Annotated in this window: 14 protein-coding genes; 12 read left to right on the top strand and 2 right to left on the bottom strand. The window is 43.8% G+C overall.

The features are described from left to right. Positions 1-25: 25 nt before the first annotated feature. Together AX677_RS02450 and AX677_RS02445 are read right to left on the bottom strand one after the other, a co-directional pair. Positions 26-211 carry a hypothetical protein gene (locus AX677_RS02450; protein ID WP_060976058.1) on the bottom strand — a complete coding sequence of 62 codons (186 nt, stop codon included), beginning with the start codon at positions 209-211 and terminating at the stop codon, positions 26-28. Positions 212-279: 68 nt separating this feature from the next. Then, positions 280-1,290, bottom strand: a complete 1,011-nt coding sequence (locus tag AX677_RS02445) for a lactonase family protein (RefSeq protein WP_060976057.1) — start codon at positions 1,288-1,290, stop codon at positions 280-282. Positions 1,291-1,344: 54 nt separating this feature from the next. On the opposite strand from AX677_RS02445, the gene AX677_RS09485 reads away from it, so the two are divergent. The 12 genes from AX677_RS09485 to AX677_RS02385 all read left to right on the top strand — a co-directional run. After that, positions 1,345-1,536 (top strand): hypothetical protein, encoded by a 192-nt coding sequence (locus tag AX677_RS09485; protein ID WP_060976056.1) that lies wholly within the window; start codon positions 1,345-1,347, stop codon positions 1,534-1,536. After that, a complete protein-coding gene (locus AX677_RS02435; RefSeq protein ID WP_002895853.1) occupies positions 1,533-1,805 on the top strand; it encodes a hypothetical protein in 273 nt (90 codons plus the stop codon). Before AX677_RS09485 ends, AX677_RS02435 begins: the two co-directional genes overlap by 4 nt. Positions 1,806-1,833: 28 nt before the next feature. Continuing rightward, positions 1,834-3,099 carry an efflux RND transporter periplasmic adaptor subunit gene (locus AX677_RS02430; protein WP_060976055.1) on the top strand — a complete coding sequence of 422 codons (1,266 nt, stop codon included), beginning with the start codon at positions 1,834-1,836 and terminating at the stop codon, positions 3,097-3,099. Then, positions 3,086-3,760 (top strand): ABC transporter ATP-binding protein, encoded by a 675-nt coding sequence (locus AX677_RS02425; protein ID WP_002895848.1) that lies wholly within the window; start codon positions 3,086-3,088, stop codon positions 3,758-3,760. The genes AX677_RS02430 and AX677_RS02425 overlap by 14 nt, the downstream gene beginning before the upstream one ends. Positions 3,761-3,772: 12 nt before the next feature. Next, a complete protein-coding gene (locus AX677_RS02420; protein WP_002897806.1) occupies positions 3,773-4,990 on the top strand; it encodes an ABC transporter permease in 1,218 nt (405 codons plus the stop codon). 21 nt (positions 4,991-5,011) lie between these two features. After that, entirely contained in the window at positions 5,012-5,668 is a 657-nt protein-coding gene (locus AX677_RS02415; RefSeq protein WP_002897805.1) for a response regulator transcription factor, read from the top strand. After that, positions 5,665-7,038 carry a HAMP domain-containing sensor histidine kinase gene (locus AX677_RS02410; RefSeq protein ID WP_060976054.1) on the top strand — a complete coding sequence of 458 codons (1,374 nt, stop codon included), beginning with the start codon at positions 5,665-5,667 and terminating at the stop codon, positions 7,036-7,038. Before AX677_RS02415 ends, AX677_RS02410 begins: the two co-directional genes overlap by 4 nt. A gap of 170 nt (positions 7,039-7,208) precedes the next feature. Continuing rightward, positions 7,209-8,387: an AI-2E family transporter gene (locus AX677_RS02405; RefSeq protein ID WP_060976053.1), complete on the top strand. Its 1,179-nt coding sequence runs from the start codon at positions 7,209-7,211 to the stop codon at positions 8,385-8,387. Further along, positions 8,374-9,603 (top strand): tetratricopeptide repeat protein, encoded by a 1,230-nt coding sequence (locus AX677_RS02400; protein WP_082730198.1) that lies wholly within the window; start codon positions 8,374-8,376, stop codon positions 9,601-9,603. Before AX677_RS02405 ends, AX677_RS02400 begins: the two co-directional genes overlap by 14 nt. 150 nt (positions 9,604-9,753) lie before the next feature. Next, positions 9,754-10,473 (top strand): acetolactate decarboxylase, encoded by a 720-nt coding sequence (gene budA / locus AX677_RS02395; RefSeq protein WP_002906825.1) that lies wholly within the window; start codon positions 9,754-9,756, stop codon positions 10,471-10,473. 72 nt (positions 10,474-10,545) lie between these two features. After that, positions 10,546-11,034 (top strand): flavodoxin family protein, encoded by a 489-nt coding sequence (locus AX677_RS02390; RefSeq protein WP_060976051.1) that lies wholly within the window; start codon positions 10,546-10,548, stop codon positions 11,032-11,034. 180 nt (positions 11,035-11,214) lie between these two features. After that, on the top strand, positions 11,215-14,881 hold a 3,667-nt coding region (locus AX677_RS02385; protein WP_156445974.1), incomplete at its 3' end, for a CshA/CshB family fibrillar adhesin-related protein.

The following is a 14,881-nucleotide window of genomic DNA, read 5'->3' as shown; positions in this document are numbered from 1 at the left end:
TTTCAAGCGTTTTTGTTATGTTTACTTAGAACAAACCTTTAACTTTATCAATTGCACCGCTGGCCATTTCATTTCCAGCTACTAATTTTTTAGCTTGCTCTAAGTATTCACCGAGTTTGTCTTTGTTTTCTTCGATAAACTTTTTAGCGCCATCAAAGTCTTTCTTTTCAATCATTTCTTTTACTTGGTTAAATAAATCTACTGGATTCATAGTTGTTGCTCCTTAGTAATTTTTTATATTATTTAATCAAATTTCTAGTAGAAAGACAAGAAATCTGCTTATTTAAAAGTCACGCAAACAGCTTCAGGAACATAGAAATCGCTGGAGATTTCTGTCAATTTTCCGCTTTCGGCATCGCGTTTGAAGATGGTTGCATTGTCAGAGTCTTGATGGACCGCAATGATATAGTTTTGGTCTGGTGTGATGTTAAAGTCACGTGGATTTTTGCCATTGGTTGCTGCAATCTGAATCAGCTCCAAACTGCCGTCAGCTAAGATTTTGTAAACGGCAAGAGAGTCATGACCACGGTTGGAACCGTAGAGAAACTTGCCATCAGCAGACAGGCGGATAGCAGCTGTTCCATTGGCTCCTTCAAAGTCCTCTGGTAAGGTGGAGACAGTTTGCAGGTGTTCAAAATGGCCGACTCCATCGTAAATTAGGACTTCAATAGTAGAATTAAGCTCACAAATCAAATATGCGATTTTATAATGATGGTGGAAAACGATATGGCGGGCACCAGCTCCAGCGGCACACTTGTAGGTAACCAGAGGAGTAATCTTTCCGTCTTCAGCAACATCATAGGTGGTTACTTCATCGGTTCCCAAGTCGCAGGTGATCAGGTATTGATCTGGTGTAAGGTCAGCATAGTGGACGTGGGCTGAAGCTTGGTTGGCATGCGGTCCTTGACCTTGATGGATAGCTGAGTCAGCCAGTTCCAGTCTGCCATCAGCCAGTCGTCTGTAGACTAGAACTTGCCCTTTATGATAATTGGCACCGTAAACCAAGTCGCGTTCTTCGTCAACTGCCACATAGCAGAGCGGAGCTCCTTCTTCAACGACATGGTTGAGGAGCTGACCTGCCTTGTCAAAGGCTGCAATTCCCCCCTGTCCGTCCTTTGCCCCGACAGAATAGAGATGTCCAGCCTTATCAAAGTCTAGGTAGGTTGGACTGGGCTCTTCAGCAAGCAAGGTCAAGTTTTCTAAAGTTCCTTTGTTAGAATTAAAATCTGCCTTGTAAATTCCCTTGGAATCTCTGCGAGTATAAGTTCCAAAGTAAACTGTTTGTGTCATTCCTTTACCTCTCATATATTTAGATTACTTGCTACTATTATATCATAAAAGCAGATGATAGGTCTTAGAGCGGAGGATTTGCCTGATTTTCAAAAGAATAGTATTGGTTTTGAAAAAACAGATAAAAAACAGATAGCGGGTAGGAAGGGGATAGATGGCTTTGTTAGAATAGAATTGTTCAAAAAAACAATTACTGTCAGGAAGCAACAAACTTCCTGCTTGATAAACAAAGGAGAAATCAAATGAACGTTAAAAAAATTGCTATGCTCGTTGCTCTTATTGGAATGTCAGGATTCTTTTTAGCCGCATGCGGAAATAAAGAAGCTGATAACTCAGAAATTAAAGACGGGAAACAAGTGGACTTCCAGAAGGATGCTGTTGATAAGAAGACCAAGACAGTCGATGGCAAAGAAGTGACAGAATACACAATGCCTGATGGGAACGTTATCCAAATCCCAGCAGATGGTGAGGAAATTCCAGAAGATGGATCAGGATCTAGCTCAGAAGCTGAATAAAGATTAAAACATGTAGGTTGGAGGCAATATGTTTCGAAGAAAAAAAATGAATCGTAAGACCATTCTATTGGGCAGCACGGTCATTCTTGCTTGTGCTGGACTGGGAGGCTATCTGTATTTTAGACAGATCAATCAACAACAGGCCATGAAAATGGTAGATAAGACGATTGATTCGCTGACAGTCCAAGAAGCTGTCAATAACAGCAAAAAAACAAGCCTGGTTTTATCTGGGGAAGTAGTTGCCAACAATAGCAGTAAGGTCAAGATTGACCCATCTAAGGGGGAAGTCAAGGAAGTATTTGTCAAAAATGGTGATACCGTTACACAAGGACAGCCACTCTTTTCCTATGCGACAGAGCAGCAATTGACAGCCCAGTCGGCTCAATATGATGCCCAGTCCAAGGCTAATGGCATCACGGCCGCTCAAAACAGCGCTGCGATTAAATGGGAAACCTATAATCGCAAGCTGGCCAGTCTTAACTCTCTCAAGGACAAATACAATTCCAGTCAGGATGAGTCACTGCTGGAGCAGATAAAGTCAGCTGAAGACGAGCTGGCTCAAGCGCTGAGCGATGCTAAGACTGCGGATAATGAAGTGACGACAGCTCAGATTGAGGCTGAAAAGGCTCAGGTGACAGCTCAGACAGAATCAGACCGAATGAAGTATGATACTGTGACTGCAGATACAGCAGGAACAATTACCTCTATGAATGAAGATTTGCCCAATCAGTCCAAGGCTAAAAAGGAAGAAGAAAACTTTATTGAGATTATGGACAAGTCCAAAACTCTGGTCAAAGGGACTGTCAGTGAATTTGACCGTGAGAAGCTGAGTGTTGGCCAGAAAGTGGAAGTGGTGGATCGCAAGGATCCTAAGAAACGCTGGAGTGGTACGGTAACTCAGGTCGGCAGTCTGACAGCAGAAAATACTTCCAATAATAATGGTGGGAATAAGCAACAGGAAAATCCCAACCAAGGTAAGTATCCTTATACTGTTGAGCTGGATCAAGGTGGTGAAATGCCACTGGTGGGCTCTCATTCCTATGTCAACATCGTGGAAAATGCTCCTGAGGCCGGCAAGGTAGTAGTCAATAAGGCCTATACTTTCAGTAAAAACGGCAAGACCTATGTCTGGAAGGTAGAGGGTAAGACTCTGAAAATGCATGAAGTCAAGACCAAGAAAGTTTCTGACCGTTTGGTGGAGATTACAGAAGGTTTGACTATGCAAGATACCATTTCGACCCCAAGAGCAGGTATGGAAGAAGGGATGGAGGTAGGACAGCATGTTAAAGCTTAAGGATATCCACAAATCTTATCAGCAGGGCAGTCAGGAATTTCCAATTTTAAAAGGAATTGATCTGCATGTGAAAGAAGGGGATTTTCTGGCTATCATGGGACCGTCTGGATCTGGCAAGTCCACTCTGATGAACATTATCGGCTGTCTGGATAAGGCAAGTTCAGGGACTTATCATATTGAAGGGACCGATGTGTCTGAGCTGTCTGACAATCAGCTGTCCGATCTGCGCAATCAGAAGATTGGTTTTGTTTTTCAAAATTTTAACCTCATGCCCAAGTTGACGGCTTGTCAAAATGTTGAACTGCCTCTGACTTACATGAAAATTCCTAAAAAAGAGAGACGGGAACGGGCTCTAGAAATGTTACGATTGGTCGGGCTGGAAGAAAGAAGTGATTTCAAGCCTATGGAGCTGTCCGGTGGTCAAAAGCAGCGGGTAGCTATTGCACGAGCCTTGGTAACCAATCCCAGCTTCATCCTTGGTGACGAACCGACGGGGGCTCTGGATACCAAGACCAGTGTGCAGATTATGGACCTTTTCAAGCAGTTTAATGATGAGGGTAAGACCATTGTCATCATTACCCATGAGCCGGAAGTGGCTCAACTCTGCAAGCAGACTGTTATCCTGCGGGATGGTAATATAGAGAGCAAAGCGATAGGATAGAAAGGAAGCTGTATGGAAGATATTTTTGTAGCTCTGAATTCAATCTTGTCGCATAAAATGCGCTCTATGCTGACCATGTTGGGGATTATCATCGGGATAGGCGCTATCATTGCAATCTTTTCTATCATTGAGGGAAATACGGAAAATACCAAGCGTCAGCTCATCGGCGGCAACAATAACACAATCAAGGTCGTTTATGACAAGAAAAGCGCCATCGATCCAACCATTCCAGAGAAATCTCAAGCTCAGAAGCCTTCTTATATTCCCTTTATGGGAGAGGATGTGCTGAGTAAAATCAAGGAAATCTCTGGGGTCAAGAATGCTCTGCTGACCTATGGTACAGATGAGAAGATTTACTACCTGAGCCAAAAGTCGTCTGGGAAGATTCAGGCTGTTTCTCAGACAGCCGCTGACATCAAGCAGCAACGTCTGCTAGAAGGTGAAGGATTTGACTCAGAAGCCTTTAAAAATCAAGAGCAGGTGACCTATCTGGAAAAGTCACTTTATGACAGTCTTTTTCCAAAAGGTGATGGTATCGGCAAGTATGTGGAAGTCTTAGGCAATCCCTTTAAGGTTATTGGTGTGTTTGAGTCGACTGAGCAGAGTGGCTTAACAGCTGGTGCGGAAAAGGTTGCCTATATTCCCCTGCAGCAGTGGCATCGGATTTTTGATACCATTAATGTCAGTCCAGAAGTGACTGTCCAAACCCACAAGGCCGATGATTTGAAGAAGGTGGCCAAGAAGGTCAGTGATTATCTCAATCAGCAGATGCCACCATCAGACTATATGTTTGGTGTGCTCAACCTGCAGGAATTTGAACGGCAACTGGACAATCTCAATAAGTCTAACTTCGTCTTGCTAGCAGGTATTGCCAGCATCTCTCTCCTAGTTGGTGGTATCGGTGTTATGAATATCATGCTGGTATCAGTGACAGAACGGACTCGTGAAATCGGGATTAAAAAGGCTCTGGGAGCTAGACGGAAAATCATTCTCAAGCAATTCCTGATTGAGGCAGTCATCCTAACCTTGATGGGAGGAATTATTGGCGTGGTGGCTGGTATCGCCTCTGGCTTTGCCATCACCCAGTCTCTAGCCTATCCGTATATTCTATCCCTCTTTTCTGTCTTTGTAAGTTTGCTCTTTTGTTGTATAATAGGAGTAGTATTTGGGCTCCTGCCAGCTGTGAAAGCATCCAAGTTGGATCCGATCGAAGCCCTGCGATTTGAATAGGTAAAGGAGAAAAATCTAAGTATGCACAAGATTCTAGTGGTGGAAGATGATACGACGATTAATCAAGTAATTTGCGAGTTTTTAAAGGAAAGTCAGTATGAGGTAAGGCCAGTATTTGATGGTGGCGATGCCTTGCAGGCTTTTGAAGAAGAGCCCTTCGATCTAGTCATCTTAGATATGATGCTGCCGACCAAGAGCGGTCTGGAAGTGTTGAAGGAAATCCGCAAGACTTCTCAGATTCCGGTCATGATTTTGACAGCACTTGATGACGAGTATACCCAGCTGGTCAGCTTTAACCACCTCATCAGTGATTATGTAACCAAGCCTTTTTCACCGCTAATCTTGGTCAAACGTATTGAGAATATTCTGCGCAGAAATACTGTTGCTTCAGAGATTGCTGTTGGCGATCTGACGGTTTCTATTGACGACTGCACGGTTTACTGGCAGGGTGAGAAAATGCCTCTGACCAAGAAAGAATATGAAATCTTGCAGACTCTGGCTAAGAGAAAGGGCCACTTGGTGACCCGTGATCAGCTGATGAATACCATTTGGGGTTACAGTGAGCTGGATAGCCGGGTACTGGATAATCATATCAAGAATATCCGTAAAAAGATTCCGGGTGTGCCGCTGAAAACCATTACAGGTATGGGCTATCAGCTTGGAGGAGAAGACAAGTGAAAATTGTCAAAAAGAACTTTCTCTTGACCTCGTCCATCATTTTCGTGGTGGTGACTATCGTTCTAGCCAGTCTTTACTTTGCCATGCCGGTATATTATCAGCAGGTTAAGAGCGGAGAAGCTCGGCGGGAATTTGACCAGGTTTCCAAGCAAGTTAAGGGGAAGTCCAGTCAGCAAATCGGCGAGCTGTTGAGTGATTATAGTAAAAAGAGCAATCTGATTTGGTTTACCTTGCTTGCGAAAGACAATACGATTCTCTATCCTTCACTCGAAGCTGGCGATGAAAGCTCTTTGCAGCTGACCATCGTCCCAACAATTGCCAACAGCGACTATGAGAGCAAGAGTTTATCAGAAAGCTTTCGAACTTCAGATGGTAAAGAAGTTGTCCTGAGAGGGGAATATTCCTTACAGCCGGTTTCTGATGCTAGTCGGATTTTGCTCAATCTCTATCCATTTGTCTTGCTTGTATCTCTGAGTCTGGGTGGTCTGGCAGCCTATCTCTACAGCCGGACTTCCAGTCAGCGGATCAAAGCCATCTCTAAGAGCACCCGTCAAATGACGAGTCTGGCTCCAGATGTGACCTGTCAGGTCAAGGGTAGGGATGAGATTGCCGAACTGGCCCAAGACATCAATCACCTCTATGCTAATCTACTGACCAGTATTGAGGCTCTGCGCCTAGAAAATGAAAAGGTTGCAGAAAGTGAGCGGGAAAAGGCAGAGTTTCTGCGGATGACCTCGCATGAGCTCAAGACACCCATTACCAGCATGATGGGAATGATCGATGGCATGATTTATGGTGTTGGAGAGTTCAAGGATCGCGACAAGTACTTGCAGAAGTGCCGAGAAATCCTAGAGGAGCAGTCGGAGTTAGTCCAGTCTATCTTAGCCATTTCTAAACTGGAGATGAAGACTGAAACTGAACAGGAAGTCTTTTCACTCAAGCAGGTCTTGGAGGAAAATCTGAGCACCTATCGAGTTTTAGCAGATGTCAGACACTACCATTTTCAAGTTGAGCTGGCAGAAGCGAAGGTCAAGGGGAACCGCACCTATCTACTCAAGGCTATCAAAAATCTTCTGGACAATGCCTTTCATTATACAGTAGAAGGCGGACAGATTCTACTGAGGCTGGAAGAGCGTAAGCTAGTCATCGAAAATGAGGCGGAACGAGTTTTGAACAAAGACCAAATTCAGCAGATTTTTCAGCCTTTCTATCGGCCAGACTACAGTCGCAATCGCAAGGATGGCGGGACTGGTCTGGGACTCTTTATCGTTCAGCAGATTTTGGACAAGCATGGTCTGCGATATCAGTTTGAAGCTGTTGATGGGCGGAAGATGCGTTTTAGCATTTCTCTGCCGGATGTCGAGAAATAGCCTTGCATTCTAGCTGGCCCTGCAGGAGCCAAAGAGAGAAGTCAGAAGCTGTATTTTACGAAAAATACAAGTCTTCTGTCTCCTCTCTTTTTTTGCTTTTCCCTATAGCTGAGCAGAGAATTTTTCTCTGAAAAATGTTACAATGAAATGACGAGTTAAAGGAGGAGAATATGGAGCACAAAGAGAAAGATTTTAGCCTATCTTGGTTTTTTAAATGGTTTTTAGATAACAAAGCCATTACAGTATTTCTAGTGACCCTTTTGATGGGACTGAATATTTTTATACTTAGTAAAATCAGTTTTATTTTTAGCCCAGTCATTGAATTTTTGGGAGTGATTATGCTGCCAGTTATTTTAGCTGGCCTGCTTTATTATCTGTTAAATCCCATCGTAGACTGGATGGAAAAGCACAAGATTAATCGACTGGTTGCTATTACCATTGTCTTTGTTTTAATTGCTTTTTTGATTATATGGGGCTTGGCTGTTGCTATTCCTAGCTTGCAGCATCAGATCATGGCCTTTGTCAGAAATGTTCCGGCTTATCTGAAACAGGCTGACAAGTTCATCGACGATGTTGTGACCAAGTATATTTCGGCAGATTTCAAGCCGCAGATTGAAGAATACACTAGCAATCTATCTAGCCAGATTACCGATTGGGCCAGCAATTTTTCATCTAGAGCAGTTAATTGGGCGGGGAACTTAATTAGCACAACTTCGCAGATTATCGTGGCTATTATCATCATGCCGTTTATCCTTTTTTACCTGCTGAGAGATGGGAAAAATCTGAAAGGCTATGTGACCCAGTTTCTGCCAACTAAATTCCGCGAATCATTTGGTCAAGTGATGACGGATATCAACAGCCAGCTAGCTAATTATGTGCGAGGTCAGGTGACGGTTGCTATCATTGTAGCTCTGATGTTTATTGTTTTCTTCAAGATTATTGGTCTGCGCTATGGTGTCACTCTTGGAGTAATTGCCGGCGTTCTCAATCTGGTACCTTATCTGGGCAGCTTTTTGGCTATGCTTCCAGCTCTGGCAATCGGTTTGATTGCTGGCGGTCCAGTGATGCTGGCTAAGGTCATTGTCGTTTTCATCGTTGAGCAAACAATCGAGGGGCGTTTTGTTTCTCCCCTGGTCTTGGGCAGTCAGCTCAGCATTCATCCGATTACGATTTTATTCGTATTATTAACTTCTGGTACCATGTTTGGGATTTGGGGCGTTTTCCTGGGAATTCCTGCCTATGCTTCAGCCAAGGTAGCCATTGCAGCCATCTTTAAGTGGTATCAGAAAGTAAGTGGCCTCTATGAAGCCGATTTTGAACAAGAAGGAGAAATCAGTGAGCAAGAGTGAGCAAATGTTGGTAGCTTTACAGGAGCAGGACCTAGCTCTGGCTGATCGCTATTTCGAGCAAGCCCTGACTACAGACAGCGAAGAAGAATTATTGGACTTGGCCGATTACTTAGAGAGTATCGGCTTTTTCCCTCAGGCCAAGCGTATTTTTGAAAAGTTGGCTCCTGACTATCCGGATTCTTATATCAGCTTGGCAGCTATTGCCAGTGATGATGGAGAGTTGGAGCAGGCATTTGCCTATCTGGAGGAGATTCAGCCAGACAGTGACTGGTATGTTGCTGCTCTCTTGGCTAAGGCTGATCTCTATCAGCTAGAGGGGCTTCCTGATGTAGCTCGTGAGAAACTGGCTCAGGCAGCAGAGCTGACTGATGAGCCTTTGGTAATCTTTGGTCTGGCTGAGATAGATTTGGAGCTGGGGGATTTTTCACAGGCGATTAAGGAATACGCCCAGCTGGACAATCGTACAATCTTTGAGCAGACAGGCGTCTCAACTTATCAGCGGATTGGGGTCTGTTATGCCAGCCTTGGAAAATTTGCAGCTGCTATTGAGTTTTTGGAGAAAGCAGTTGAGCTGGAATATGACGATGCTACGGTTTATGAGTTGGCGACTATTTTAGCGGATCAAGAAGAATACCAGAAGGCCAATCTTTATTTTAAGCAATTAGATACTCTTTCGCCGGATTTTGAAGGCTACGAATATGGCTATGCCCTGTCTCTTCATGCGGAGCATCGGACGGCTGAAGCTCTGACTCTTGCCCAGCAGGGCTTGGCTAAGAATCCTTTTGAGACTCGGCTCTTGCTTTTAGCCTCGCGGCTTTCTTATGAACTTCATGATGAGAAAGCGGCTGAACATTATCTCTTGCAGGCTCAGGAAGATGCGGATGATATGGAAGAGATTGTCTTGCGGCTGACCACTCTTTACTTGGAACAGGAGCGCTATGAGGATATTTTAGAATTTGCAGAGCAAGAAGTCGATAATGCCTTGACCCGCTGGAATCTGGCGCGTGCTTATCAGGCTTTGGAAAATCTGGAAAAAGCAGAGGAACTCTATAATCAACTGGCTCATGAACTGCAAGATAATCCAGAGTTTCTGGAACAGTATGTCTATCTTTTGCGAGAACTAGGCAGATTCGAAGAAGCTAAAAGGGCTGCGGATTCTTACTTGAAATTGGTACCTGATGATGCTAGTATGCAGGAACTTTATGAAAGTTTATAAGAGCTGAAGAGGCACTCGCTCAGCCCTTTCCCGCAATTTATGGTATAATGATTGGCGGTAGAAATTCAGTAAGCACATGTAATAAGGATGAAAAAAGCTTAGCTGGATGGGCAATAATATTTTTAGGAAGAGAAAGATTAAGGAAAAAGAATGGCAGAACCAATCAAATTATTTCAATATAATACTTTGGGAGCCTTGATGGCTGGTCTTTACGACGGCAGTATGACTGTTGGGGAGTTGCTGCAGTATGGAGATTTGGGCTTGGGGACATTGGACTCTATTGATGGTGAGCTCATTGTTCTTAATGGTAAGGCTTATCAGGCAAAGGGCTCTGGAGAAGTGCCAGAAGTGGTTGAGGTGTCACCAGATATGACAGTACCTTACGCGGCCGTTGTTCCTCATCAGGCGGAGGTCATTTTCCGTCAGCGCTTTGAGATGGATGACAAGGAGTTGGAGAAGCGGATTGAGTCTTACTATGATGGGGAAAATCTTTTCCGCTCTATCAAGATTCACGGCGATTTCGCCCGCATGCATGTTCGGATGATTCCCAAGTCTACGACAGAGCGGAAGTTTGCAGAAGTAGCGGTCAATCAGCCTGAGTATCGTAAGGAAAATGTCACAGGCACCATCGTTGGTATCTGGACGCCTGAGATTTTCCACGGGGTTAGTCTGGCAGGCTATCATCTGCATTTTGTATCGGATGATCTGACTTTTGGCGGACATGTCATGGACTTTGTCATCAAGGAAGGTTTCGTCGAGTTGGGTGCTGTAGACCAGCTGGATCAGCGTTTCCCAGTACAAGATCGCAAGTATCTCTTTGCTAAATTTAATATGGATGAGATGAAAGAAGATATGGAAAAGTCGGAATAAATAGTAGGGGTGAGCATTGTTTGCTTCCCTCTTTTTTGATATAATTGGAAAAAATAAAGGAGAAAAGAAGCTATGATTTATTTGGTAAACGCCAGCCCGAATAGGAATGGTAATAGTTTTAAGTTGGGGCACTTTTTTCTGCGGGATAGAGATTATGAGGCTCTTCAATTAGTGGATTACCACATTGAGCAATATGGGCAGTCAGCAGAAAACGACCAGTTCTTTCAAGTCTATGAGCAGCTGAGTCAGGCTGATGTGCTGGTCTTTACCAGCCCTATTTATTGGTGGTCTTTTTCAGGTTTGCTAAAAACTCTGTTGGACCGAGTGGCTGATGTACATGAGCCGCAGGAAGCACTTAAGGGCAAAAAGGTATTTTTTCTCCTGCAAGGTTCTCAACCCAGCAAAGAAATTGAAATGCTGGACTACGTGATGAGCCGCTTTTGCCAGAACTGCGGACTCGAATATGAGGGGCTGGCCGTAACCACTCATGAACTGAAAGAAATTGAAGGTTGGGAATTAGCAGCCTTGCAGGGAAAGTTAGATAAGGTTTTATCCAATTGAAGTTTATGGAAGAAGCTGAAATAGCTTCTTTTTTTTAGAGAAAAGTATCATAAAGCAAGCGGATACAATATTATTAAAAAAACATTTAAAACATCTTTAAATATTAAACATTTATATAGCCAAGTTAAAAAAAATGGTGTATAATAACATTTATAATAAAAAATAGTTTAGGAGTTTATTATGGGAAAAGATTTGTTCAATCCCCACTTGCGTAAGTTTTCGATTCGAAAACTGAACGTGGGTGTTTGTTCTGTGCTTTTGTCTACCCTAATTCTTTTGGGTACAGCAGCTCAGGTCAATGCTGATGAAGCAACTGCTTCTAGTGGTCAAAACGAGGCGACTCGAACTGACATTACCAATTCTACAACAACTACGGATGTTGTAACTGCACAACCTTCAGAAAGTGTGACTCCATCAGTTACACCTCAGCCCGTATCTACAGATACTTCAGCTACAGTTTCACCTGAGTCAAATGTTAAGTCAACGAATGACCAGACAAATGCAGATGTTTCTAATTCTCAACCAGCTATTGAGAAGTCTGTTGTTTCTTCTGAAGCTAAGCCTGTTGAGAAGTCTGTTGCTTCTTCAGATGCTAAGCCAGTTGAGAGCGCAACTGTAGCAACTACTGATACTACAGTTCCCCAACCTGCAACTAGCGTGGAAACTTCACAGCCGAGCCGCTCACGTCGTACACGTCGAGAAGCTGCCCCTACTGGTCTTCGAGATGGCGATCCTAATAACACAATTGAGAAACCTACTTTAGCGGATTCAGAGAAGAAGCGCCCTGCTGACTTAGTGAAACAAATCAACTGGTTAGATTTTGGTGATTCTCAAGCATTTAGAGATCTGGATACTGATGGTTCTCTTAAAATAGGAAGTGTTTATGAGAAAGAAATCTCTCCGGGTTATGTTGTTAAATTAACAGTTACGGAGCTAAAACCATTTCATTCTACGGAGATTTATCGTGACCGTGTAGCGGGGACCTCGTTTGAAAATAGCTATGATCCTGATGCCAAAAATACTTGGTTTAGATATGTCCCTGCAGATTATAACCGTCAAGTTAAAGAAGGAGATTCTGCGCGACCAAAAATCATCGGGGCACCGATGAACAAATGGACTGCTTTACGAGATCAGGGTATTGACAGTAATGGCCGGAAAACTCAGTTACAGGTACCTAAAAATGGTGCAAGTTATGGTGTGAAATTTAAGGTTGAAGCTACTTACCTTAACAAGCCTGTTAAAGCAACCGTCGTTATGGCTGATGGTGAAGAAGCTAACCCAGGTGAATATGCTATCTTTACTACTAATGGTCAAGGTTGGGAACATCTAGCAGAATGGAAACGTGTCCTACCAAACGGTAAAGAGATTACAGAAACCTATGCGCCTATGAATCCTAACAGACTTGGCCAGTATATTGGTGATAACGCGACTACTCCAACAATTGACTGGACTAAATTCACTAACCCAGATCAAAGAACTGGGGGCTTAGGATCACAAGTCTTTGGTCCTAACACGTCTAAGGATCACACTGTGCCAATCGTAATGACTCGTGAAGCATCTGAAGTAGGCATTTATATCGCCTCATCTGGTCAACAGGGAGCCATGATTGGATTCATGGTTGTCGATACTGGTGATGCCCCTGAGAGCTTTGGAAATGCTGTCCATACTATTTCTGGATATAACGCAGCGGATGGTACACAAAATCCACAACCTTATCTTGGCCGGAAGCCAGCTGATATTGATACCACTTCAGGCAACGATTGGACGCACGATGATAATACAGATCATGCCGATGAAGGCATCGATCAACTTTTACCAGATGATTTAGTCGGTAAGACCCATGAGCTTTTCCGGGCAGACCGCCTTCGCGATGGTGATTATTCAATTCGTTTCCACGCTTCTGCTAATGGTAATGACAAAGCTTATGTTCGAGCTTGGATCGATTTCAATAACAACGGTGTATTTGATGAAAATGAAGCTAGTGAGTTTACAGAAGTAACCAATGAAGGCGACTACACCGTTACCTTTAGAAATCACCCACCTATGAACGATGATACCGTTAAAAAGTTAGGGATGCGTGTCCGTATTGCTTTGAACCAAGGGGATATCGAGAAACCTACAGGTACTGCGTTTAGTGGTGAAGTAGAAGACTTACAAGTTAACCTCACTTATCCACCGAAAGGTGAGAAGAAGGAAACCAAAGGCTTGCGCGATCAACAACAGCAAACAAGCCTACGCTTTACGTCACGTGGTTTCTCCAAAGACGATGAAAATGCAAGAGCAACTATTGATACTAACAAAGCACCTGTTGTTTTAGACAATGCGGGTACGGTTCTCAGTCCAGACGCAGAGGGTTGGTATACAACGGCAGAGGGACGTTACAAGGTAACACCAAATGGTGATAATGTTGACGTCGTCTTCGTTCCAAAAGCTGGATACGTTGGTACTACCTCAGGAATTAATATCCGTCGTTTTGACAGCAACGGCGCAAGCACCGAATGGACTGCAAAGAACAATTCAGAGCCTGTTGTCAATCAGCCGCTAAATTCCATGGATGCTCGTTACATTCCAAAGGTACTTAACTTTACAGAACATCTTTCAACAGATGCTCAAGGTTTACCGCAAGTAAAAGATATTTTATTTACTGATGGAAATCCAGCTAATACGCCTGTTCAGCCTTCTGAAAGCAATCCAGCTACCTTCCTAGATGCTGATGGCAACCCTGTTTCTGGGACAAGCATTCCTGCGACCTCTGGTGGCAAGGAAGTTGGGACTTTTAGCTTAGACCCAGCTACAGGACGTGTGACCTTCACTCCTAACAAGTCATTCGTTGGGACCGTAGACCCAGTTAACTTGCAAGTGAATGATGCAAATGGTAATGAGCATCGTGCAACTTACCAACCAACTGTTACCCGAGTTGTACCAACAGGTCAGAATGCAAGCTCTGAAGGTATTCAAGGGGCAGAACAGTCCGGCAACCTAGTTTTCAACCCAGGTGATAGCCGAGTGCCAATCGATGAAGCCGTTGCTCCAACATTTGACAATGGTAAATCAACTAAGGAAGTTCCAGGTGTTGGGACTTATACGGTGGATAATACAGGACGTGTAACCTTCCAACCACTTCCTGGCTACACTGGTCGTCCAAATCCTGAAACGGTTAAACGTGTGGATAAGAATGGTACAGAAGTAACGGCTTCTTACCAAGCTGATGTTAAAGCTGCAATTCCATCAGGCCAAGATACTCAGACTACTGGTCCTCAAGGGCAACTTCAAACTAGCCAACTTAACTTTGTGCCAGGTCAAGCAACTGTTAATAATCAAACGCAAACAGTCCCATTAAACCCAGCAGGACCACAATTCGTTGTGGATGGACAAGTTCAACAAGGTAATACCTTGACAGTTAGCGACGCCAGTGGCAAACTACAAGGGACTTATACAGTTAAACCAAATGGAGAAATTAGTTTCCAACCTGCTCCAGATTTCCATGGGATACCTACTCCAGCGCGTCTTCGTGTAACGGATAGCAATGGTTCTACGGCAGAAGCAGTATATCAGCCAACTGTTACGCAAGTAACCCCAACTAGCACCAATGCTGAATCAAGCGGTATCCAAGGTCAGCCTCAGAAGGGAACCCCTACTTTTAATGCTGGTGATCCTGCAGTTCCAATTGATATGGATCGTCCAATGACTTTTGATGATGGTAATACCACGAAGTCAGTTCCAGGTGTGGGTGAATTTTCAATCAATCCAGACGGATCCATTACCTTCACTCCAGACAAGCAGTATGTAGGCACCCCAGATCCAGTAACTGTTAAGCGTGTAGATAAGAATGGTACAGAAGTAACCG

Origin of the sequence: Streptococcus sp. CCH8-C6, assembly GCF_001557225.1 — a bacterium.
In the GTDB taxonomy this organism is placed as follows: domain Bacteria; phylum Bacillota; class Bacilli; order Lactobacillales; family Streptococcaceae; genus Streptococcus; species Streptococcus sanguinis_C.
This window is presented reverse-complemented; position numbering and strand designations above follow the sequence as displayed.

What these genes read in the sequence shown, in the direction of transcription:
- AX677_RS02450 (WP_060976058.1), bottom strand. Translation starts at nt 211, where the DNA reads ATGAATCCAGTAGATTTATTTAACCAAGTAAAAGAAATGATTGAAAAG.
- AX677_RS02445 (WP_060976057.1), bottom strand. Translation starts at nt 1,290, where the DNA reads ATGACACAAACAGTTTACTTTGGAACTTATACTCGCAGAGATTCCAAG.
- AX677_RS09485 (WP_060976056.1), top strand. Translation starts at nt 1,345, where the DNA reads ATGATAGGTCTTAGAGCGGAGGATTTGCCTGATTTTCAAAAGAATAGT.
- AX677_RS02435 (WP_002895853.1), top strand. Translation starts at nt 1,533, where the DNA reads ATGAACGTTAAAAAAATTGCTATGCTCGTTGCTCTTATTGGAATGTCA.
- AX677_RS02430 (WP_060976055.1), top strand. Translation starts at nt 1,834, where the DNA reads ATGTTTCGAAGAAAAAAAATGAATCGTAAGACCATTCTATTGGGCAGC.
- AX677_RS02425 (WP_002895848.1), top strand. Translation starts at nt 3,086, where the DNA reads ATGTTAAAGCTTAAGGATATCCACAAATCTTATCAGCAGGGCAGTCAG.
- AX677_RS02420 (WP_002897806.1), top strand. Translation starts at nt 3,773, where the DNA reads ATGGAAGATATTTTTGTAGCTCTGAATTCAATCTTGTCGCATAAAATG.
- AX677_RS02415 (WP_002897805.1), top strand. Translation starts at nt 5,012, where the DNA reads ATGCACAAGATTCTAGTGGTGGAAGATGATACGACGATTAATCAAGTA.
- AX677_RS02405 (WP_060976053.1), top strand. Translation starts at nt 7,209, where the DNA reads ATGGAGCACAAAGAGAAAGATTTTAGCCTATCTTGGTTTTTTAAATGG.
- budA (WP_002906825.1), top strand. Translation starts at nt 9,754, where the DNA reads ATGGCAGAACCAATCAAATTATTTCAATATAATACTTTGGGAGCCTTG.
- AX677_RS02390 (WP_060976051.1), top strand. Translation starts at nt 10,546, where the DNA reads ATGATTTATTTGGTAAACGCCAGCCCGAATAGGAATGGTAATAGTTTT.